14 protein-coding genes are annotated in these 21,204 nt (G+C 28.3%); 8 read left to right on the plus strand and 6 right to left on the minus strand.

The window, feature by feature from the left end:
* Positions 1–33: 33 nt before the first annotated feature.
* From prx-suh to ACNI28_RS10135, 4 genes are all read left to right on the plus strand, one after another.
* Positions 34–558: a thiol peroxidase Prx-SUH gene (gene prx-suh / locus ACNI28_RS10120; protein ID WP_419764129.1), complete on the plus strand. Its 525-nt coding sequence runs from the start codon at positions 34–36 to the stop codon at positions 556–558.
* A 58-nt stretch (positions 559–616) separates the two neighbouring features.
* Positions 617–1,807, plus strand: coding sequence for an NnrS family protein (locus tag ACNI28_RS10125; RefSeq protein WP_419764130.1), 1,191 nt, complete (start codon positions 617–619; stop codon positions 1,805–1,807).
* A gap of 69 nt (positions 1,808–1,876) precedes the next feature.
* Positions 1,877–2,815: a protein-methionine-sulfoxide reductase catalytic subunit MsrP gene (gene msrP, locus ACNI28_RS10130; protein ID WP_419764131.1), complete on the plus strand. Its 939-nt coding sequence runs from the start codon at positions 1,877–1,879 to the stop codon at positions 2,813–2,815.
* Positions 2,815–3,357, plus strand: a complete 543-nt coding sequence (locus tag ACNI28_RS10135; RefSeq protein ID WP_419764132.1) for a protein-methionine-sulfoxide reductase heme-binding subunit MsrQ — start codon at positions 2,815–2,817, stop codon at positions 3,355–3,357. Before msrP ends, ACNI28_RS10135 begins: the two co-directional genes overlap by 1 nt.
* Here the strand turns inward: ACNI28_RS10135 and ACNI28_RS10140 are convergent.
* Both ACNI28_RS10140 and ACNI28_RS10145 read right to left on the minus strand, forming a co-directional pair.
* Positions 3,349–5,013: a GMC family oxidoreductase gene (locus tag ACNI28_RS10140; RefSeq protein ID WP_419764133.1), complete on the minus strand. Its 1,665-nt coding sequence runs from the start codon at positions 5,011–5,013 to the stop codon at positions 3,349–3,351. The two genes, ACNI28_RS10135 and ACNI28_RS10140, sit on opposite strands and share 9 nt — an antisense overlap.
* The gene (locus ACNI28_RS10145) at positions 4,991–5,485 is read right to left on the minus strand and encodes a gluconate 2-dehydrogenase subunit 3 family protein (protein WP_419764134.1); all 495 of its coding nucleotides are present in this window, start codon (positions 5,483–5,485) and stop codon (positions 4,991–4,993) included. The genes ACNI28_RS10140 and ACNI28_RS10145 overlap by 23 nt, the downstream gene beginning before the upstream one ends.
* A gap of 131 nt (positions 5,486–5,616) precedes the next feature.
* Between ACNI28_RS10145 and ACNI28_RS10150 the strand changes: the two genes are divergently transcribed.
* On the plus strand, positions 5,617–7,650 hold the full coding sequence (locus ACNI28_RS10150) for an ATP-dependent helicase (RefSeq protein ID WP_419764135.1): 2,034 nt from the start codon (positions 5,617–5,619) through the stop codon (positions 7,648–7,650).
* Position 7,651: 1 nt separating this feature from the next.
* Here ACNI28_RS10150 and ACNI28_RS10155 read toward each other — a convergent pair whose 3' ends face one another.
* Positions 7,652–8,782 (minus strand): GGDEF domain-containing protein, encoded by a 1,131-nt coding sequence (locus ACNI28_RS10155; RefSeq protein WP_419764136.1) that lies wholly within the window; start codon positions 8,780–8,782, stop codon positions 7,652–7,654.
* A gap of 128 nt (positions 8,783–8,910) precedes the next feature.
* Here ACNI28_RS10155 and ACNI28_RS10160 point away from each other — a divergent pair, with 128 nt between their 5' ends.
* Both ACNI28_RS10160 and ACNI28_RS10165 read left to right on the plus strand, forming a co-directional pair.
* Positions 8,911–11,559 (plus strand): valine--tRNA ligase, encoded by a 2,649-nt coding sequence (locus tag ACNI28_RS10160; protein ID WP_419764137.1) that lies wholly within the window; start codon positions 8,911–8,913, stop codon positions 11,557–11,559.
* Between the two features lie 403 nt (positions 11,560–11,962).
* Positions 11,963–13,930, plus strand: a complete 1,968-nt coding sequence (locus ACNI28_RS10165; protein ID WP_419764138.1) for an EAL domain-containing protein — start codon at positions 11,963–11,965, stop codon at positions 13,928–13,930.
* Between the two features lie 36 nt (positions 13,931–13,966).
* Here the strand turns inward: ACNI28_RS10165 and metA are convergent, their stop codons facing one another.
* Entirely contained in the window at positions 13,967–14,875 is a 909-nt protein-coding gene (metA, locus tag ACNI28_RS10170; RefSeq protein WP_419764139.1) for a homoserine O-acetyltransferase MetA, read from the minus strand.
* A 147-nt stretch (positions 14,876–15,022) separates the two neighbouring features.
* Here metA and ACNI28_RS10175 point away from each other — a divergent pair, with 147 nt between their 5' ends.
* Entirely contained in the window at positions 15,023–15,796 is a 774-nt protein-coding gene (locus ACNI28_RS10175; RefSeq protein ID WP_419764140.1) for a hypothetical protein, read from the plus strand.
* A gap of 3 nt (positions 15,797–15,799) precedes the next feature.
* On the opposite strand, the gene ACNI28_RS10180 is transcribed toward ACNI28_RS10175, so the two are convergent.
* Together ACNI28_RS10180 and ACNI28_RS10185 are read right to left on the minus strand one after the other, a co-directional pair.
* The gene (locus ACNI28_RS10180) at positions 15,800–18,889 is read right to left on the minus strand and encodes an efflux RND transporter permease subunit (protein WP_419764141.1); all 3,090 of its coding nucleotides are present in this window, start codon (positions 18,887–18,889) and stop codon (positions 15,800–15,802) included.
* Positions 18,890–18,971: 82 nt separating this feature from the next.
* Complete coding sequence (locus tag ACNI28_RS10185; RefSeq protein WP_419764142.1) at positions 18,972–21,197, minus strand: bifunctional diguanylate cyclase/phosphodiesterase; 2,226 nt, start codon at positions 21,195–21,197, stop codon at positions 18,972–18,974.
* Positions 21,198–21,204: the final 7 nt, after the last annotated feature.

A 21,204-nucleotide genomic window follows, 5' to 3' on the forward strand; every position in this document is an offset into this window, starting at 1 on the left:
AATTTCACAATAAATTTTTAATAAGGAAATAAAATGGCAACAACAAAATTACAAGGAAACCTAGTAAACTTAGCTGGAAATGACGTAAATGTAGGAGATAAAGCTCCAATTGTAAATGTAGTAGGACAAGACTTAGCTGAAATTGAAATTGGAAATAAAGCACAAGTAGTGGTTATTGTTCCATCTTTAGATACACCTGTTTGTGCAGCAGAGACTAGAAAGTTCAATGAAGAAGCAGCAGGAACTGAAGCAGAAGTTGTAGTTGTATCTATGGATTTACCATTTGCAATGGGAAGATTTTGTACAACTGAGGGAATTGAAAACTTAAAAGTTGGGTCTGACTTTAGAAATAAAGATTTTGCAAATGCTTATGGTGTATTAATTTCTGATGGACCTTTAGCTGGAGTTACTTGTAGAGCAATTTTTATTATCAATGCAAATGGTGTAGTAACTTATAAAGAGATTTGTGAAGAGATTACAGAAGAGCCAAATTATGATGCAGCATTATCTGCTCTTAAAGAAGCGACATCAACTGCTTGTTGTGGAACTTGTCAGTAATCAATGAATCAAATCAAAAAAAAATATACAATCTCTTAAATTTATAGGAGATTGTATTATGAAAAACTGGTATACTAAATTTATATCTCAACCACATCAAGTATTTTTTACAAATGCTACACTTTTTTTACTACTTTTTATTTTAGCACTATTTTTAAACTATTCAGGTATTGTAACTTTAAAAGTTTCTTTACAAATATTTCATGCATATGCTTTGATATTTATAGTTTTTATTCAGTTCTTTTTAGGCTTTTTATTTGTAGTTTTTCCAAAATTTTTACTTCAAGCTGATGTCTCTTCTAAAGTTTATATGAAACAAGTCTTTTTATATTTTATAGGTTCATTAGGTTTTTATATATCTATTTTTACAAGCATTAGTTTAAATATCTTTTTTGCATTTTTTCTTTTTTGTGTTCAATTAGTAAGTTTTAAAACCCTATATGATATTCACATAAAATCAACAACAAAAGATAAAAAAGACACCTTTTGGGTACTTATATCATTTTTTATAGGACTTGTTGCAAACTTTATATTTATTTGCTCTTTTATTCAATCAGATATCTCACAACTATTACAACAGTTTTCAATAAATAGTGGTTTTTATCTTTTTATATTTATGCTGATATTTTCTATAGCTCAAAGAATGGTTCCATTTTTCTCTTCTGCAAAAATACCAGGATATAAAATCAATAAATCAAAATATCTTTTAGAGAGTGTATTTGTCTTGCTAGTTTTAAAAGTTTTTATATTAACTTTTTTAACAACACCCTATAATCTTCCAATAGATATTGCTTTATTTGCTGTTTTTGCAAGAGAGTTTATAAAATGGAAAATTTCAGTAAGAAATATAAGTGCTATCATGTGGGTTTTATATCTATCTTTGTATTGGATTCCTATTGGATTTTTCTTATCAAGTGTAGAGTCAATTCTTTATTTGTATGATAATTCAATTGTATTTGAAAAGAGTATTATTCATGTTTTTGCCTTGGGATATTTTTGTACTATTCTTTTAGGTTTTGGTACAAGAGTTACTTTAGGACATTCAGGAGCAGTTCCAACTGCAAACAATTTTACCGTTATTTTATATTTAGCTTTTCAATTAGTTGTCCTTTTGAGACTATTTACTGCATATAGCATAAACTTTTCTTTTGATTATCTATTTTTTATAAATTTAAGTGCAATATCTTTTTTACTTCTGTTTATCCTTTGGTCATCAAAATATATTGTGATACTTCTAAAAGGAAAATAGTAATTTCATAAACTACACATATCCTTAACATTTTTAAAATAAAATAAATAAGAAGAAAAAGGATATGTTATGAATATAAATCAAAATGAAATAACTCCTGAAGAACTATTTGAAAATAGAAGAAAGTTTATAAAACTAGGAGCAGCATCAGTAATAGCAAGTTCTACTTTGATGGAACTTATGGCAAAAGAGAATTTGCCAACTTCAAACTTATCATACAAAAAAGATACAAATCCAAATAATTTAGAACTTAATAGCTTTAAACAAATCACTTCATATAATAACTTCTATGAATTTACCACTTCAAAAGAGGGTGTTAAACATATGGCACACACTTTAGTTACAACTCCTTGGACTATTGAAGTTGATGGTCTTGTAGAAAAACCCTTTACAATTGATATGCAAGATATTATGAAAAAATATTCACTTGAAGAGAGAATTTATAGATTTAGATGTGTTGAAGGATGGTCTATGGTTGTACCTTGGATTGGCTTTGAATTAGGAAAATTTATAAAGGACTGTAAGCCTTTAAGTGATGCAAAATATGTGAGATTTGAAACTCTTTGGGATGATGAAATGTTTCCAGACCAAGCAAGGGGAGTTTTTGGAAATATAAAAAGATACCCATATGTTGAAGGTCTAAGAATGGATGAAGCTATGAATCCACTTACTATATTAAGTGTTGGGCTTTATGGTAAAACTTTAGAAAATCAAAATGGAGCACCTATTAGGTTGGTTGTGCCTTGGAAATATGGATTTAAATCTATAAAATCAATTGCAAAAATATCTTTTGTAAAAGATGAGCCTTTAAATAGTTGGCAAGATATGGCTCCACATGAATATGGCTTTTATGCAAATGTAAATCCAAAAGTTGACCATCCAAGATGGAGTCAAAAAAGAGAGAGAGTCTTGGGTAAACTATTTAAACAAAAAACACTTATGTTTAATGGATATGAAAAAGAGGTTGCACATTTGTATAAAGGCATGGATTTAAGAAAGAATTTCTAATGAAAGTTTTTATTTTTATATTACTGCTTTTACCATCTTTTATTTTATCCTATGAGGTTTTTTATTTACAAAATGTTATTGACCCCATAAAGTATATCTATAGTGTAACAGGGGCAATAGCACTAATCTTACTATTTTTTACTACAACTATATCTTTAATAAAAAGCTGGATAAATCTAATCTCATATAGAAAAATGATAGGCTTATTCTCTTTTTATTATGCCTTTTTACATTTTCTTAATTTCATAATATTAGATATGGAGTTAGATTTAAATTTTGCCCTTGAAGAGACACTAGATAAACCATTTATCTATCTTGGTATGATAGCTTTTCTTATACTTATGTTTATGGCAATTACCTCTTTTGGAAAATTATTTAAATTGTATTTTAGGTATCATAAGGTTATTTATATTGCCTTAGCACTTACAACTATCCACTTTATAATGGCACAAAAAGCTTTATCAATTCCTCAAATGGGATATGTGGGAATAATATTAATCATAGCTTATTTTAAATTTAGACAAAGAGTGAAATTAAATTAAATCACTCTTTTTTATATAATCAGCTACTCTAAATGAGTTGGCATAGATTGTCCAAGTATAAGGAACACTTCCTCCTGTAGGCATAAAACTTCCATCTGTTATGAAAAGATTTTTTATATCATGGCTTTGACAATATTTATTTAAGACAGATTTTTTAGGGTCATCTCCAAACCTACAACCACCAGCTTGTAAGTTTGCAGAGGGAAGTGGAGAAATATTACTTTGAATATCTTTTGCACCCATTTGTTTTAAAACATCAACTGCTTTTTGTGCTAAAAATTCTCCTACCTTTACATCTTGGGGGTGAGCTCCAATTCGTATTGTGGCAACTGGAACCCCATACTTATCTTTATATTTTTCATCAATAGATACAAAGCAATCATCATTTGGCATCCAGTCTGTAAAAACTTCAAAGTTTAGAACTCTTGATTTTGTAAAATTTTTATATATCTTATTTTGTAACTCTTTTCCAAATAAAAGATTTCCATTATCATCAGATTTTAATCTTAACGCTCTTCTTATAGGATTTGCATGTTCAAATAGAAAATCAATAGTTCCACCTTTGAACTCTTCAGTAAAATACCAATCTTGCAAACCTCTATTTACGAAATAGCCAGTTTGAAACAGTTTGTTTTTACTTAATAAGTTTGTGTCTATTGTAGCACTTCCTGTTCCTCCACCTGTAAAAAGCAGGTTTTTCCCAACTTGCCCTGAAGAGTTTGCCAAGCCATTTGGAAAATCACTGTTCTTAGAGTTTAATAGAAGTCTTGAACTCTCTACTGCTTGGGCTGCTAGAATAAAAAGTTTTGCTTCTACACTTTTTTGTATTTTTTCTTTTGTATAATAAACAGCTTTTTGTATTTTTTTATCTTTATTTGTAAGAAGTTTAAAGACAAAAGCATTTGGTATTATGGTTATGTTATTTGTCTCTAGTGCTGGCTGAATAAGTGCTGCTCTTGAGCTTCCTTTTGCCCCACTAGAGCAAGCATATGAACCACAATAGTTAGAGTAATAACAAGCATTTCTAGCATTTTTCTTTTGGGAAATAATTGCTCTGGGGACTTTGTATGAAACATAATCTAGCTCTTTACAAGCTTTATCTATTAGCTCAACTACTGGATGTTCTTCTAATCTTGGGTAGGCGTATTTTTTACTGCTTCTAGGTTCCGCATGTTTATATTTGGTATACTCTCCTGATACTCCAATAACTTTTTCTACTTTGTCATAGTATGGCTCCATATCTTCATAGCTTATAGGCCAATCTTCAACATTACTATTTGCATATTCTCCATAAGTTGATTTGAGTTTGAAATCATTTGGTTTAAGTCTATGAAAATACCCACTCATAAAGTTAGAAGAACCACCTAAAAAGTTCCCATTCCAAAAACTCCAGCCAGTCTCATAGGTAGGGAACTTATACCATTTTCCATCATCAAACTTCTCTTCTATAACATGGTATTCATCTTTTAAATTGGGAGTAAATACATCTCTTCTTGCATATGCAATTTCATCTTTAGAAAAATCTTTTTCACTATAAATATCACCTTTTTCAAGGATTAAAACTTTTTTCCCCTCTTTTGCAAGAGTATAAGCTATAGGTCCTGCACCAGCACCACTTCCTATTATACAAACATCATAAATCAATTTTAGCTCCATATTTTTTCTTTGGTCTTGGGTTTCCTGCTTTGTGTTTTAGTGCCATCCAAGCTGATTGAAATTTATTTCCACCATAAATTGGGTCACTAAGCATGGCTTCTATTGCATAATAAACTAATATATTTAACCATGTGTTTCCGTATTCACTCTCATTTGCTTGTTTGATAATTTTTAGTTTCTCTTTTTTTAAAGCTTTGAAAAACTCTGGAAAACTCTCCTTAAATACTTTTGCACCGTTTAAAATAAGTTCTAAATCATCTTTGTCAAAGGTTTTGTGGTCAATATTTTGTTTTAGATATGCAACACTTCCAAACTCTTTTGCACTTGGCATTTTGCCAGTTTTTGGCATAAGTATATTTTGTACTTCTTGAATAGTTTTCCAAACTTCATCATCAACATCTTTGGCTAATAGATAAGTATCAATTAGTATTGGGCTTATTGTACTGAGTTTTAAAAATGTTCTTCTTTTCATACTTTCATCTTATATAAAATTTGTAAATCTTTTGTGTAGTAATAATTGTAGCATAGCTAAATATTTTTACTATTTAATAAAGCAGTTTATGATACTATTCGCAAATGACAATAAAAAAGAACTTACAATAAATGCCCTTATCTAACCTAAATGAAGAACAATTAGCAGCAGCCACATGTAAACCAGGTTTTAACCTTATAATTGCTAGTGCAGGCACTGGAAAAACATCTACTATTGTAGGAAGAATTGCAAACTTAATTAATGGTGGAGTTAAACCATCTGAAATAATTCTTTTAACCTTTACAAACAAAGCAGCCCAAGAGATGATACAAAGGGTTTCTAAATTTTTTGGTAAAGATACAGCTGGTGAGATTATGGCTGGAACTTTTCATAGTCTAAGTTACAAACTAATAAAAAAACTAAATATAAATATAACACTAAAACAGCCAAATGAGTTAAAAACACTTTTTAAATCTATTTATGAAAAAAGAGTATTTTTTGAAAGAGATGATTCAACTTCTCCTTATGATGGCGGTTATTTATATGATATTTATTCACTTTATTTAAACTCGAAAAATAATGAAGAGTTTGGAGATTGGATAACTGAAAAAAGTGCTGGGCATGAGATTTATACAGATATTTATGAAGATGTAATTCAAGAGTTTCATAAGTTAAAAAAAGAGTATGGATATGCAAATTTTGATGACTTGCTAACGATTATGCTTGAATTACTTGAAACAAACGAGTTTGATTTTAAAGAGATACTTGTGGATGAATATCAAGATACAAATCCTTTGCAAGGTAGATTATTAGAAGCCTTTAAACCTAAATCTCTTTTTTGTGTTGGTGATTATGATCAAAGTATTTATGCCTTTAATGGCTCTGATATTGGTATTATCTCTACATTTGCCAATAGATATGAGGGAGCAGAGGTTTTTACTCTGAGAAAAAACTATCGTTCAACAAGGCCAATTTTACAACTTGCTACAAAAGTAATTGAGCATAATGAAAGGGTTTATGATAAAAACCTTGAAGTAGTTAGACAAGAAGAAGAACACTCTCCTAGATTATTGACCTTTAGTGAGCTTTTTGATCAGTATGAACATATCTCAAAACTTATAAGTCAAAGTACAACCCCACATAATGATATAGCTATCATCTTTAGAAACAATTCAAGTGCTGATGGTATTGAAGCGAACTTAAGAGAGTATTCTATTCCAGCAAAAAGAAAAGGTGGAAAGAGTTTCTTTGATGCATTAGAAGTTAAATTTGTACTTGATATTATTACTTTAATCCAAAATCACAATGATATGATGGCAGCCATTCATATCTTGGAGTATGGAAAGGGTATAGGAAAAGCCATAGCAAAAGACCTCTTTGATGCTTTAATAAAAGTAGGAAATGGAGATTTATTTCAAGGTTTATACCATCCAGACCCAAATATTAAAAATCCATATGTATCAACTAAAACTAAAAATGTACAACTAGGACTTTTTGATGATTTTGCAGAGTTAGGTTCAGTATCAAAATTCAAGGATTGTGGATTTGATGAAAAGTTTTTAGGAAATCCTATTTTAAAACATCCAAAACTTTGTGTTGAAGGTGGAGAGTTTTTATTTGAGTTTTACTTGCTTGTAAGAGATTTAAAAAGAGTTAAAAATCCAAGAACGGCTATTGATAATATTTTCAAATCAAACCTATATGACCATTTAATAGAGATGTTATCTACAAAAAGAGCCACAAGAAAAGATGGACAAATAGACCCAGCTATGAAGCAAGTTTCAATAGTAAGAATAAATAAAAAAATCACACTGTTAAAATCTCTATCTTATCACTACAATGATATAGAAAAGTTTATCAATGCTATGGTTTTAGGTGGAAGTGAGATGAGTGAAGGCGATGGGGTAAATTTACTTTCAGTGCACGCTTCAAAAGGCTTAGAGTTTAAAGAAGTCTATGTAATAGATTTGATGAATGGAAGATTTCCAAATCAAAAGCTTATAGCCAAAGGTGGAAGTATAGAAGAAGAGAGAAGACTTTTTTATGTGGCAGTAACAAGAGCAAAAGATATTTTATATCTTTCATATGCCAAATATGACAAGATAAAAAAACTAAGTTTTGTACACTCTCAGTTTTTAAAAGAGGCTGGTTTAATAAAAGATTAGCCTAAGATAATCTACTTCTTACTCTATTCTTTCCTTTTCTTTTTGCATCATAAAGCATCTTATCTGCATTATTTATTATTTCATCAATTGATTTTGTATTAATAGAATCACTAACTCCAAAACTAGCTGTTACAAAAAGTTTTGTGTGTGGTATATTTATGACTACTCTTTCAATTCTTTTTCTAATATTTTCAGCAATTTTTTGTGCCTCTTCTAGCGTTGTATTAGGTAGTGCAATTGCAAACTCTTCACCACCAAGTCTTCCAAAAATCTCATCTTGAAGTAGTAATTCTTTTATTGAACTTGCAAATATTTTTAAAATCTTATCACCTATTTCATGTCCATAAGTATCATTGAAGCTTTTAAAATTATCAATATCAATCATAATAATACTAATTATGCCATCTGTTCTAGATAGTTTTTTAAATATATTATCTGTATGTAAAAAAAAGCTTCTTCTATTTTTTATTTGAGTTAAGTAATCAGTATGTGCTAAATCATAAAGTTGTAGATTTACTTTTTCCAACTCTTTCATAGTATGTCTTATTTGATTTGTTCTTTTTTCAACTTTTTCTTCTAGATTATCATTTGCTACGATAATTTGTTTTTGGTAGGTATAACCAATAAACAGAGTTAAAATAAGAAATATCAATACAATTGAGATATATATTTTAATGTTTTTTTTTCCTTCTGAAAAAAGAGCTAGGTTTGTTTTAGTGATAAGTTGAAATAAAAGTTCATTTTTAGAATTACTGAAATTAAACTCATTGATAATATAAGATTTTTTATAAAAGGTAAGTATGTCTATATTTTTGCAAGAGTCATCTTTTATATCAATAGTTTGTTTATTTTGTGTAGATAGATTATTTTTTATATTTTTGTTACATTCATCAAAAAAATTAGAGCAAATCTTTTTGATATTAACAAAATCCGATTCTTCTATTGATAAAAGGTTTATATGATTGTTTTTTAAAGTATAGATAAAGTTTTCAATGTTTTTACTATTTTGTTTTGTTTCAAGCTTAGTATAATTGTCCATAGAATAATTATAACTAATGTATAAAAATAAGAATGTAATAGCAATTAAAGGTATAAAAAATGTCAATGATTTATTAAACAATAGTTTTTTCATAGTATCCTAATATTTTAAAAGTAATTATTATATCACTTTAATGTTTAAAAAGTTTAAATTATGTCATTAATCTTTTCTATAACCAAAATCAGGTATAATCGCGTAATTTTAGATAAACAGGATGATTTATGAGTGAAAAGTACGAACCCTCAATAGTAGAAGATAAATTTTATAAAATATGGGAAGAGAGAGGTTACTTTGAAGTTGATGGTAACAAAAACATTCAAGAAGATGGAAAGAATTTTTCAATAATGATGCCACCACCAAATGTAACAGGAAGTTTACATATTGGACATGCATTGACATTTACACTACAAGATATTATTACTAGATATAAAAGAATGGATGGTTTTAAAGCTCTATGGCAACCAGGAACTGACCATGCGGGAATTGCAACTCAAAATGTAGTTGAAAAACAATTATTATCAGAAGGTACTACTAAAGAAGAGATTGGTAGAGAGAAGTTTTTAGACAGAGCATGGTTACAAAAAGAGACAAGTGGTGGAAATATTGTTCATCAAATGAGAAAACTAGGAGTTACACCTGCTTGGAAACGTGAACGATTTACTATGGATGAAGGTTTACAAGAAGCTGTTAAAGAGGCTTTTGTTTCGTTATACAATGAAGGTCATATCACTCAAAATAACTACATGGTAAACTGGTGTACACACGATGGTGCTTTATCAGATATTGAAGTTGAACATGAAGAGATAAATGGTAAGTTTTATCACATGATTTATAAGTTTGCAGATGGAAGTGGTGAACTACAAGTTGCAACTACAAGACCTGAAACATACTTTGGAGATACAGCTATCATGGTTCATCCTGATGATTCAAGATATACAAGTATTGTGGGTAAAGAAATTTTACTTCCATTAACAGACAGAGTTATTAAAGTAATTACTGATTCTCATGTTGATATGGAGTTTGGAACAGGTGTTGTTAAAGTTACTCCTGCTCATGACCAAAATGACTACGAAGTAGGAAAAAGACACGATTTAGAGTTTATCAAAGTATTTGATGAAAAAGGTATTTTAAATGAATACTGTGGAGAGTTTGCAGGACTTGAAAGAATAGAAGCTAGAAAACCAATCGTTGAAAAACTTCAAACAGAAGGTTATATAGTAAAAATAGATGAGCATGTTCATCAAGTAGGGCATTGTTATAGATGTAAAAATATTGTTGAGCCATTTATATCTCAACAATGGTTTTTAAGTTCAGATATGGCTCAAGAGTCTATACGAAAAACAAAAGAGACTACAAAAGAAAGAGCAGCTTCTGGTGAGCACAATGGAACACTCTTTCACCCTGCACACTGGATAAATTCATATACTGCTTGGATGGATGAATTAAGACCATGGTGTATCTCTAGACAGCTTTGGTGGGGGCATAGAATTCCTGTATTTACCTGTGATGATTGTAATCATCAATGGGCTGATAAAGCTGATGAGCCAGAAGAGTGTCCAAAATGTAAAAGCAAAAAATATACTCAAGACCCAGATGTACTTGATACTTGGTTCTCTTCGGCACTTTGGGCTATGTCACCTTTAGGCTGGGGAAATAATGGAAAACTAGAAGATTTATATAACTCTAGTGATGAAGCAGACTTTTATCCAAATAGTCTATTAATAACTGGTTTTGATATTATGTTTTTCTGGGTAGCTAGAATGATGATGATGGGTGAACACTTTAAAAAAGAGTTACCTTTTGAAGATATTTATATGCATGCTCTTGTAAGAGATGAGCATGGTGCTAAGATGTCAAAATCAAAAGGTAATGTAATTGATCCACTTGATATGGTTGAAGAGCATAGTGCTGATATTATTAGATTTACTTTAGCTTATCTTTGTGTTCAAGGAAGAGATATAAAACTAGGTGCTAAAAACTTAGAACAGTTTAGAAACTTTACAAATAAACTTTACAACGCCTCAAACTTTTTACAACTAAATGTTGATACTTTCCCTGACTTGAAAGATATAGAGATTAAAACACCACTTGGTATCTATATGCAAAGTAGATTAAGTGATGCAGTTGATGAAGTTAGAACTACACTTGATACTTACAAGTTTAATGAGTCAGCAAGTATACTTTATAAATTTGTATGGAATGAGTTTTGTGATTGGGGTATTGAGTATGCAAAAGCTAGCAAAGATTCTGTTATTGAACTTGGAGCTATATTTAAAGAAACTCTAAAAATGGTAAGTCCATTTATGCCATTTATTTCAGACTTTTTATATCATAAACTCTCAGGAACATCTTTAGAGGAGGGTGAATCACTAATGATTACAAACTTTCCTAAAGATATAAAAAAAGATGCAAAAATAGAATCTGACTTTGCCATTATTGAAGAAGCAATTGTAGCAGTAAGACGTGCAAAAGTTATCATAGATATGGGTAATAGTAAAATTGCAAAAGCATATATTAAACTAGACAAAACAATAGATACAACAATGGCTAAACCATTTATTGAAAGACTTGGAAAAGTTGAAAATATAGAGTTTGTAGATGCAAAAGTAGATAATAGTATTACAGATGTATCAGATAACTTAGAAGTTTATCTACCAACAGGTGAAATTGATATGACACCTATTATCAATAAACTTACTCGTCAAAAAGAGAAATTAGAAAAAGAGATAGCAAAATTATCAGGAATGTTATCAAATGAAAGATTTGTAGCAAATGCTCCTGCTAATGTTATTGAAGAAAATAAAGCAGGCTTAGTAAGTGCTGAAGAGAAACTTGTTAAGGTTGAGGCTGAGTTGAAGTCTTTGAGTTAATCGACTTTAATATTTTTGTGTAAAGACCTTTTTGGGTCTTTACTTTTTTCACTTCTTTTAAGTATTGTTTCAAGGAATACTACCTCTTTTTGAAAATAATAATATTCTATTATCATTATAATTTAGAATTTTTAAATAGTTATAGTGATTAAAATAATACTATAAGATTTTATATGTAAAATTATTTTACAACTTTAAGAATTTTTTATATAAAATACACTAAAGCATAAACTACAATAAAAAACACTTTGAAGATGACAAGTTTTATGATAGAATAAAATAATTTATATAATATAGTTTATCTAAATAAAAAAGTAGGATGACATAATAAAATGATAATAAAATTAATTACTTTACTGTTCCCAAAAAGTCTATTGTTTTTTGATATGAAAGATTAATAATAATGATTAAAAAGAACACAACATATAATCAAATTACAGCAAAAATGATAATTGTTATTTTATTAATAACTTTAGGACTTGCTTTTGCTTACACTGAATATATAAAAAGAGATGTTATTGTAAACCTTGCAAAAGTTGATGCTAAAAAAACAAGTAGATTAGTATTTGAATCAATGTATTCTGCCATGCAAAAAGGATGGAATAAAGATGATATTCAAGAAGTTATTCATAGACTTAATAAAGTAGATGAAAATCTTGAGATTAGTGTATATAGAAGTGAAAAAGTCGCTGAAATATTTGGAGATATTGCAAATGATAAACTAGTAAGATCTACAGATGAGCGTGTAAAAAACACTTTTAAAGGGGAAGAATCCTTAGATATTGTTAACTCAGATATTATCAAGTATTATTTTCCTGTTATTGCTAATGAAAAATGTAAATCTTGCCATACTAATTCTGTTTCTGGTGATGTATTAGGTGTTATAAATATAAATTATCCAATTACTGACTTGAAGATTTCGCTTAATGATATGATTAATCTATTTTTGATTTTTATAGTTTGTTTTTCGATTATTATATTTATACTGCTATTTTTAAATTTTAATAAATATTTACTTGCTCCTATAAATAACTTTATTAAAACTGCAAATATCATTAAAAAAAGTACTGATATTAAACAAAGGGTAACTATAGACCATGATATTAATGAGATACAATCTATGCAAGTTATCTTTAATGAAATGCTTGATTCAATAGAGCATCAATTTTATTATGATCATTTGACAGGCTTAAAAAATAGAAGAGCTTTACTAGAAGATTTAGATGATACAAAAGATTTATTATTTATGATAATTAATATAGATAAATTTGAGCAAATAAATAATCTATATGGTGATGAAGTTGGAGATAAAATACTTTTAGAATATAAAGATAAGTTCAAAGAACTTCTTCCTTCTACAACTATTTTATACAAAATGCATGCAGATGAATTTGGTGTAATTTCATATGGAACGATGGATTTAGAAGAGTTTGAAAATATTGCTTCATATATTATAAGTCACTTGGGTAAATATGAATTTAAAGTATCAGAAGAAAAAACAATTTTTATTAATCTTACTATTGGCATCTCACATGGATCAAGCCTACTACTTCCAAATGCAGATATGGCACTTAAACTTGCTAAAAAAAATAAAAAACATTATCTTATTTATACAGATGATATGAGAACTTTAAAAGAGTATGAAAACAGATTAAGTTGGACACAAAGACTTATGAGAGCTATCGATGAGGATAAAATTGTGCCACTTTTTCAACCCATTGTTGATTGTAAGACAATGGAAGTTATTAAATATGAAGCTCTAATGAGAATTAAAAGTGCAGAAGATGATTATATTGTTCCTATACATTTTTTAGATATCTCAAAAGAGAATAAAATTTATTTCAAATTGACCTTGATAATGCTTCAAAAAACTTTTGCTATTTGTAAAAAGACAAATCATAAATTTTCTATAAATTTAACAAAAGATGATATGGCAAGTTTTGAAATTATCAAATTTATTGAAGATGAGTTTAAAAAGTCTGATTTTGCAAAAAATATAACTTTTGAAATACTTGAATCTGAAGGTATTGAGAACTATAATGAAATATGTAACTTTATCTCAACAGTAAAAAAATATGGGGCAACAATATCAATAGATGACTTTGGTACAGGATATTCCAATTTTGAACATCTAATAAAACTAAATTTTGATTATTTAAAAATAGATGCAAGTATGATAAAAAATATCGATAAAGATGAAAAGTCTCAAATGGTAACAAAAACAATAGTTGATTTTGCTCAAAAAATTGGTGTGAAAACAATTGCGGAGTTTGTTTCGAGTAAAGGTATATTATCAAAAGTTCAAGAGTTGAATATAGATTATGCTCAAGGGTATTATTTAGGTGAGCCAACTACTTTAGTTGATAAGTAACACAAGCTCTTAGAGCTTATGTTAGTTTTTAAGAGACTATTTTAACTCAAAAGGTGTTTCTTGATATACAAAATAATTTAGCCAATTTGCAAACAAAAGATGAGCAGTGGAACGCCATTTTACTGTTGGTTCTTTTGATGTATCATTATTTTTAAAATAGTTTTTTGGAATATCAATATCAAGACCCTTTTCAAAGTCCCTAAAATACTCTTTTTGTAAAGAGTCAAAGTCATACTCTACATGACCACTTATGTATACTTGTTTCCTATTCTTTGATGCTACTAAACAAACCCCTGCATCTTCTGAATATAACAATAGGTCTAGTTCTGGGACTTTGTCTATATCTTCTTTTAGAACTGTAGTATATCTTGAGTGAGGAATATAAGCTTCATCATCAAATCCTCTTAATAGTGGATTTGTTTTATTGAAAAGCTCATGTGCAAAAACACCAAAAGTTTTTTTATCTTGTTCATATTTTTTTATTCCATGATGGTAATATAAGCCTGCTTGAGAACCCCAACAAATATGTAGTGTTGATGTGATATTTGTTTTTGCATACTCCATTATTTGTGTTAATTCATCCCAATATGAAACCTCTTCAAAGGGCATTGTTTCTATTGGAGCACCAGTTATTATTAGTCCATCATAATCATGCTCTTTGATTTCATCAAAGGTTTTGTAAAAACTTTCCAAATGGTCTTCTGAAGTATTCTTAGACTGATAGGTTGCAGTTTTTAAAAGTGTAATTTCTGTCTGTAGAGGCGTATTCCCCAAAAGTCTTAATAGTTGTGTTTCTGTCTCTACTTTATTTGGCATTAAATTTAATATTAGTATTTTTAGAGGTCTAATGTCTTGTTTCATTGCCTTTTTATCATTCATGATAAAAATATTCTCATTTTGTAAAATTTTAACAGCTGGAAGTTTTTTAGGAATAACAATTGGCATATTACCTCCTTAATTATTTTGGAAATTATAGCATTAAAGTTATAAAAGGTACTGTTTTATGTGGATAATCAAAGATAAAATAAGAAAGATTTTATGTATCAATATGATAGAATAAAAACTATAATTTACTAAAATCAAGGACAAATCTTGCCATATATAAAAAATATCGTGTTAATTTTACTTACTCTAAGTTTTTTTACTGGATGTATATCCATAAAAAAAGAGAATCTAGGAGAAGTTTTTCAATCTACTGGTGCAATTGAAATAAAAAAAGATTATAAAAAAGTTACTAAACTAGTTATAAAATTAAAAAATAAACTTGATAAAAGAAACCCAAGAGCATATGACAAAGAAATGGCAAGTAAAATCTATTCTGAAATTGATAGTTTAGAGAATAATTTAGATTTAAAATTTAAAAATAGTAGTGTAAACTCTTATAAAAGTTATTTACAAATAGCTTTTAGTAAAGATGATATTAAAAATAGAAATGATTATTTAATACTTGGATTATATAAACAGATTTATGAAGCTTATGATATATCAAGTAGTTATAAAATCACTGCTTTTTCTTATGATAAAGAGAAACTTCAAAAACTCTATCATAATTTACAGATTTTATCTTGGAAAATAAAAGTTGAAAAAGATTTAAAGGATAACTATCTATTTTTAACTTGGCAAAATAATTGGCAAATAGAGTTAGAAAAAAAGGTTAAAAATGGTCTAAAACCTACTTGGAAAGATTTCCAAAATCTAGCTTATATCAAAAGTGGAGAAGAGAATATTTTTGGATATTCAAACTTCTCATTTGAACATACGATTTTACATATGAAAAATAGAGTAGAGATGACTCTAGAAAGATTGGGTATAGAACCCACAGAGATGAGTATCAACGCTATAAAATCACTCTTTATCTTTTTATAGTAGTTAGAAACTCTTTCTTAGCTTGTGGGTAATTGTATATAAAACTGGCAGATAAATAAGGTTTAATACTGTTCCCCATGCTAGTCCAAAACCTAAAGCTATTGCGATTGGTTGAAAAATCACAGCCTCTCCTGATGGAAACAAAATTAATGAACTCATGCCAATTATAGTTGTAACTGTTGTAATTATAATTGGTCTAAATCTTTTTGCAGCTCTAAAAAAGATATCATTAAGTGTTTTTGCTTTTTTAAGATAAGTCATCATAATAATACCATCATTTATTACAACTCCTGCAAGACCTAAGGCTCCAATCATTGATGGCATAGATAGATTAAGTCCCATAACTTGATGTCCTATTAAAACTCCCAAGATAGAAAAAGGAATTACACTCATTACTATAAACGTCTCTCTAAAAGAGTTAAACAAATAAAGCATTGATATCATAATTAAAACTAGTGCAAGAGCAGTTGCTAAAAGCATATCTCTTTTTAATTCAGCTTTTTTTTCTGCTTCACCTTTAAAGGTTAATTTAACACCATTTTCTCTTATTTGATCAAACATTGGTTTTAGTTTTTCTGTTACTTCTGTTGAAGTTATGATATCTGGATTTACATTTGCAAAAACATAGAAGTTTTTAATTGTGTCATCTTTTAAAAGCTGTTCAAAGGCTCTTATTGTATTAAACTCTACTATCTCATTTAAAGCTATAAAAGTGCCATCATCAAGAGGAATTTGAGTATTTTTAAACTTTTCTATATCATCTTTATTGTTAGATTGTATTTTTATATCTAACATCTCTTTCTCATCAAAAGAGACAGCTTTTTTCTTTAGTAGATATAAATTTGATAAATAGTTTCCTATAAATGACTCTGTTATACCTAAGTGTTCTCCATATGAGTTTACTTTTATCTTAATCTCATCAATACCAAATTTTAGTGAATTTGAGACCGATTTTATACCAGTTATTTTTCTAAGTTCTTTATCTAGTAATTCAACAGTCTCTATTGCCTTTTGGTTATCAGGAGTAACAATTCCAACTTTTATATCAGCTTTTATAGGACCTACTTTTTTCTCTAATACAGCTATTTCATCTAGATTAAATTTCTCTTTGTAGTTCTTATTTTCAATATATTTTTTTAATCTTTTAGCAATCATATCCGAAGGTTGTTCTCTAGTTCTTCCTGTATCATCATAATAAAAACTCAAGTTTGGAGTGATATATTTATCTAAAAAGTTACTTGGTTTCAGTTTTTTAAGCTCTACTGTCATATACATAGCATAAGGGAACCTTTCGGTATTGTTCCCCACATCTCTTCTATATCCTGCAACAGAGTTGATATTTTTGATATAAAATTCATCTTTTTTTGTAATTAAATCTGCTTCTATTTGACTTACAATTTTAAATGACTCTTCTAAGGTTGTATTACTATTTGCTTTTAGAGTTATTTTTATATCGGTTGAATCAAACTTTGGAAACATTTGAAACTTTGAAGTGCTGATAAATGTAAAAGTAAGAAGAGGTACAAGTATAATAAATATAGTTATAAAGGTTTTTTTCCAATTCATAAAGAAGTGAATTATCTTATTGTAAACTTCATTTGCTCTTTCCCATGAAGTCACCTTGGAACCACTTTTAAGTACATGAGCTGCATGAATTGGTAAGAAAAGAAATGACTCTATTAGTGATGCCACAACTAAAGCACTTAGAGCTATAGGGATTAGTTTCATAACTTCTCCCATTGTCCCACTTATCATTAAAATAGGAAGAAATGAAAATAGTGTAGTAATTGAAGCAATTGTTACAGGTTTAACCATCTCTTTAGCACCCATAATTGCAGCAGTTTTAGTATCATATCCCTCTTCAATGTGTTGTTGAATATTTTCACTTACAACAATGGCATCATCTACTACAATTCCAATTGCAATTAATACACCAACTAGTGTAATCATATTTATTGTATAACCAGAAAAATAGATATAAATACCCGCAATAACAAAAGATGTAGGTATTCCAACCGCAATAATAAATGACATTCTAGCATTGATTAAAAGAGCTACAATAATGGTAATTAAGATTACTCCAAATAGAATATTTGATGATACTATATTTAATCTATCAACAATTCTTTCACTATTATCATCTGAAATTTCAATATTTATATCTGGATTTTTTTTAGAGATACTTGGAAGTAGTTTTTTTATCTCTTTTACTATTTGTATAGCATCTGCTGAATTTGATTGTACTATTTGAAGAGAAAGAGCACTTTGCCCATTTAGTGAATATAGTGTTGATGAGTCTTCATATTTTTTTGCTATGCTTGCTATATCTCTAACATATACAGCTTTATTTGATAGTTTTAATAGGATATTTCCAAATTCATTGGCATTTTTTGCACCATTGTATGTTGAGAGATAGAAGTGCTTTTTAGGGTCTTCTATTTTTCCTATTGGAAAAATATATGAGATAGTTGATATGGCATTAAATACTTCATTTTTATTTAGGTTTAGTGCATCGATTTTATTTTCATCAATTAATACTTCAAAAAACTTATCAGAATCACCATAAATATTAATTTCACTAATACCATTTATATTTAAAATTTGACTTTTTAGAGTATCTGCAAAGGGTTTTAGCTCATCATTTGAGAGTTTGTTTGAAGTAATTGTAACATCTGCTAATGTTCTTGTTCTATCTAGTACATTTACACTTGGTTCATCCATATCTGAGGGTAAATTTGTTTTAATGATAGTGATAACATCTTTTATTTTATCAGCTTCTCTAAATCTATCTTCACCTTTTTTAAGTTCTAAAATAATAGTGAATTTGCCAGGACTAATAACAGTAGAAATAGTATCAATAGAGTCTACATTTTTAATATTATTTTCTATTTCTGTTACTGCCATTTTATCTAAAATATCAACTGATGTTCCAGTATATGCGCCCCTAATAGATATCATATCTAAATCAAAGCTTGGAAATATTTCTTTTGGAGTTTTAGTATATGACCATATACCAACGGCAAAAACTAAAATAAAAAGGGTGTAGTTCATTCTAGAATTTTCTACAAAAAATTTCAAAAATTTTTCAAACATGTTTTGCCTAATTTTAATATAATATGGAAATTATAAGCGATAAATATTAATCAATCATTAATATTTATCACTATTATATCATCTATCTACTTGCAGCGTATAAATCTAACTCTTTAACTTTTTCTAAATCATCATCTGCTTTTACGTTTTCTGCTGTAACTTTTATATTAACTAAGTTACATAAATCTTGCATTGACTCAACAAAGGCATGTTTACCTGAATCACTTGAGATACCATTTGTATAATCTCTTGCAAGTCTTATAAAGTCTAGGTTTAAGTCTTTTATACTTTGTAGTGGTATAAATTTAGATTCAAATCTTTTAACAACGATTTTAGCTCCCCAAAGGTTTATAGATTTTGCAAAAATCTTAAATCTTTCGATATCTTTTGCAACGCCATATGCAGTAATTGAGAATGCCAGTTTGTTAGCTATAGAAGTATTTACTTGCAGAGTAAATTTTAACCAATTTATGAAACTTAAATCAACAATTGAATCAAGAGATAGGTTTATTGAAATATTATTTTCAATATTATTCTCTTTTATATGATTTATTACATTTGTTACAACAGCTTTATCAAAATCTACAACTTTTTCGTATTTTTCAGCAATAGATATAAATGTACCAATTGGAATATCATTTCCATTTTTATCTTTTGCAGAAGTAAAGGCTTCTTGCATCACAAGTTTACCTTCGTGTTCTCCATTTAAAAGATATTCATTATTGATAAAACCAACATTGAACTTAGCGTTATCAATTATGTCAAAAATCAACTCTCTCCAAGACTCCATATCTCTTGCTAAATCATTTGCATCTCTTATTACAAATTCATTTGGTCCTACTTGTTTTGCACTCTCTCTTGCTTCTATTGCCGCACTTAACATCTCAGGTGTTGTTCCTATTTGATTAAACATAGTTACACCAATATTTGATAAGTTTGATATTTTTATTTCTATTGAAATTGCATCAAATTTAGTTTTTAAAAAGTTAACTAATTTTTCAATATCCTCTTGAGAACATTTTTTAGCAATCATTGCAAACTCTGAACCAAAAAATCTATAAGCTTTTATATCAAAATTAAATGAATCATTAGCATCTTTTAAAATATTTGCAAAATCTTTTATTAGTTTATCAACTGCACTATTTGAATTATTTTTTGCAAACTCTCCTAGAGACTCAATTTTTAGGCTCATTACATAACCATCTGTTTTAGTAATAAACATATTTTTCATATCTGTTTCAAATGTTTGTCTCATCTCTAGTTTTGTAAGACCATCTTGAGAGATTTTTTTAGTAACATTTTCGATATTTGAATTAAGTTTCTTGATTATTCCTTCAATTTTTCTAGACATGTCATTCATAGCTATTGCTACATTTTTTATCTCAGTTGTTACAGGAAGCTTTTCTATTATTCCAAATTTACCAATTGCAATATTCATGGCTAGTTTTTCTATGTTTTTTAAAGGCTTTAAAATAAGTTGTAAAAATAGAACCAAAATACTTAATGAGATAAAAAATGCAATAAGAGAGTAAGTAATCGCTCCCCTTGCTTGTTCATATAGTTTTGCATAAGCATCACCAGCATTTGCACTTACATAGATAGTTGCAACATTATTCCAACCATCACTAATTTCACTAGATTTTTCTTTCATATTAAGTTGAATTAGATTTATAAACCATTGGGGTACATAATCAAATTTTTCTTCTCTATACTCTTTTACTAATATTTTATTTAAATTTATTTGTGATGTGGCATCTACTGTTTTTTTATCGAAAGTGACTTTAAAATCTACATCAAAGTTTCCACCTTTTGCATACTCTTTATTAGGTAAGAAGATATATTTTGTATTGGTATTATTTTTATCAACTGTTAGTGTATCATTTGCAAGTGTATTAAGCTCATCTAAGGCATTTTCAAAAAGATTATCATTGTTTTGTTTTTCTATCTTTCCATACTTTGAATCAATGCTTACTTCACTAATAGAATTATAGTTATCAAGGTCTAAATCTTTGGTATTTTTTATTAAATCTTCATTTGTGAATGAAATCTCAATATCTTCTAATCTTAACTCTTTATAGAATCCTCTATTTGCGATTGCTTTAATCAGAGTTTCTATTTCAGGATCATTCTTATCACCAATTAAGGGTTTAAGACTTATCCCAATTGATGTAGCTGTATCTTGTGCCTTTGTTGCTGATTCTATTTCTAAATACTCTTTGGTATTTTTAACACTAATGATAAAGTTTCCTACAAATATTGCAAAAAATATCACAGAGATGATTAAATAAAGTTGTTTTGATAAAGACATATTTTTC

The organism is Arcobacter denitrificans (SeqCode) (genome assembly GCF_048571185.1).
GTDB lineage: Bacteria > Campylobacterota > Campylobacteria > Campylobacterales > Arcobacteraceae > Arcobacter > Arcobacter denitrificans.

Excerpts from the sequence above, each read along its gene's own strand:
- prx-suh (WP_419764129.1), top strand. The coding sequence starts at position 34 with ATGGCAACAACAAAATTACAAGGAAACCTAGTAAACTTAGCTGGAAAT.
- ACNI28_RS10125 (WP_419764130.1), top strand. The coding sequence starts at position 617 with ATGAAAAACTGGTATACTAAATTTATATCTCAACCACATCAAGTATTT.
- msrP (WP_419764131.1), top strand. The coding sequence starts at position 1,877 with ATGAATATAAATCAAAATGAAATAACTCCTGAAGAACTATTTGAAAAT.
- ACNI28_RS10135 (WP_419764132.1), top strand. The coding sequence starts at position 2,815 with ATGAAAGTTTTTATTTTTATATTACTGCTTTTACCATCTTTTATTTTA.
- ACNI28_RS10140 (WP_419764133.1), bottom strand. The coding sequence starts at position 5,013 with ATGGAGCTAAAATTGATTTATGATGTTTGTATAATAGGAAGTGGTGCT.
- ACNI28_RS10145 (WP_419764134.1), bottom strand. The coding sequence starts at position 5,485 with ATGAAAAGAAGAACATTTTTAAAACTCAGTACAATAAGCCCAATACTA.
- ACNI28_RS10150 (WP_419764135.1), top strand. The coding sequence starts at position 5,617 with ATGCCCTTATCTAACCTAAATGAAGAACAATTAGCAGCAGCCACATGT.
- ACNI28_RS10155 (WP_419764136.1), bottom strand. The coding sequence starts at position 8,782 with ATGAAAAAACTATTGTTTAATAAATCATTGACATTTTTTATACCTTTA.
- ACNI28_RS10160 (WP_419764137.1), top strand. The coding sequence starts at position 8,911 with ATGAGTGAAAAGTACGAACCCTCAATAGTAGAAGATAAATTTTATAAA.
- ACNI28_RS10165 (WP_419764138.1), top strand. The coding sequence starts at position 11,963 with ATGATTAAAAAGAACACAACATATAATCAAATTACAGCAAAAATGATA.
- metA (WP_419764139.1), bottom strand. The coding sequence starts at position 14,875 with ATGCCAATTGTTATTCCTAAAAAACTTCCAGCTGTTAAAATTTTACAA.
- ACNI28_RS10180 (WP_419764141.1), bottom strand. The coding sequence starts at position 18,889 with ATGTTTGAAAAATTTTTGAAATTTTTTGTAGAAAATTCTAGAATGAAC.
- ACNI28_RS10185 (WP_419764142.1), bottom strand. The coding sequence starts at position 21,197 with ATGTCTTTATCAAAACAACTTTATTTAATCATCTCTGTGATATTTTTT.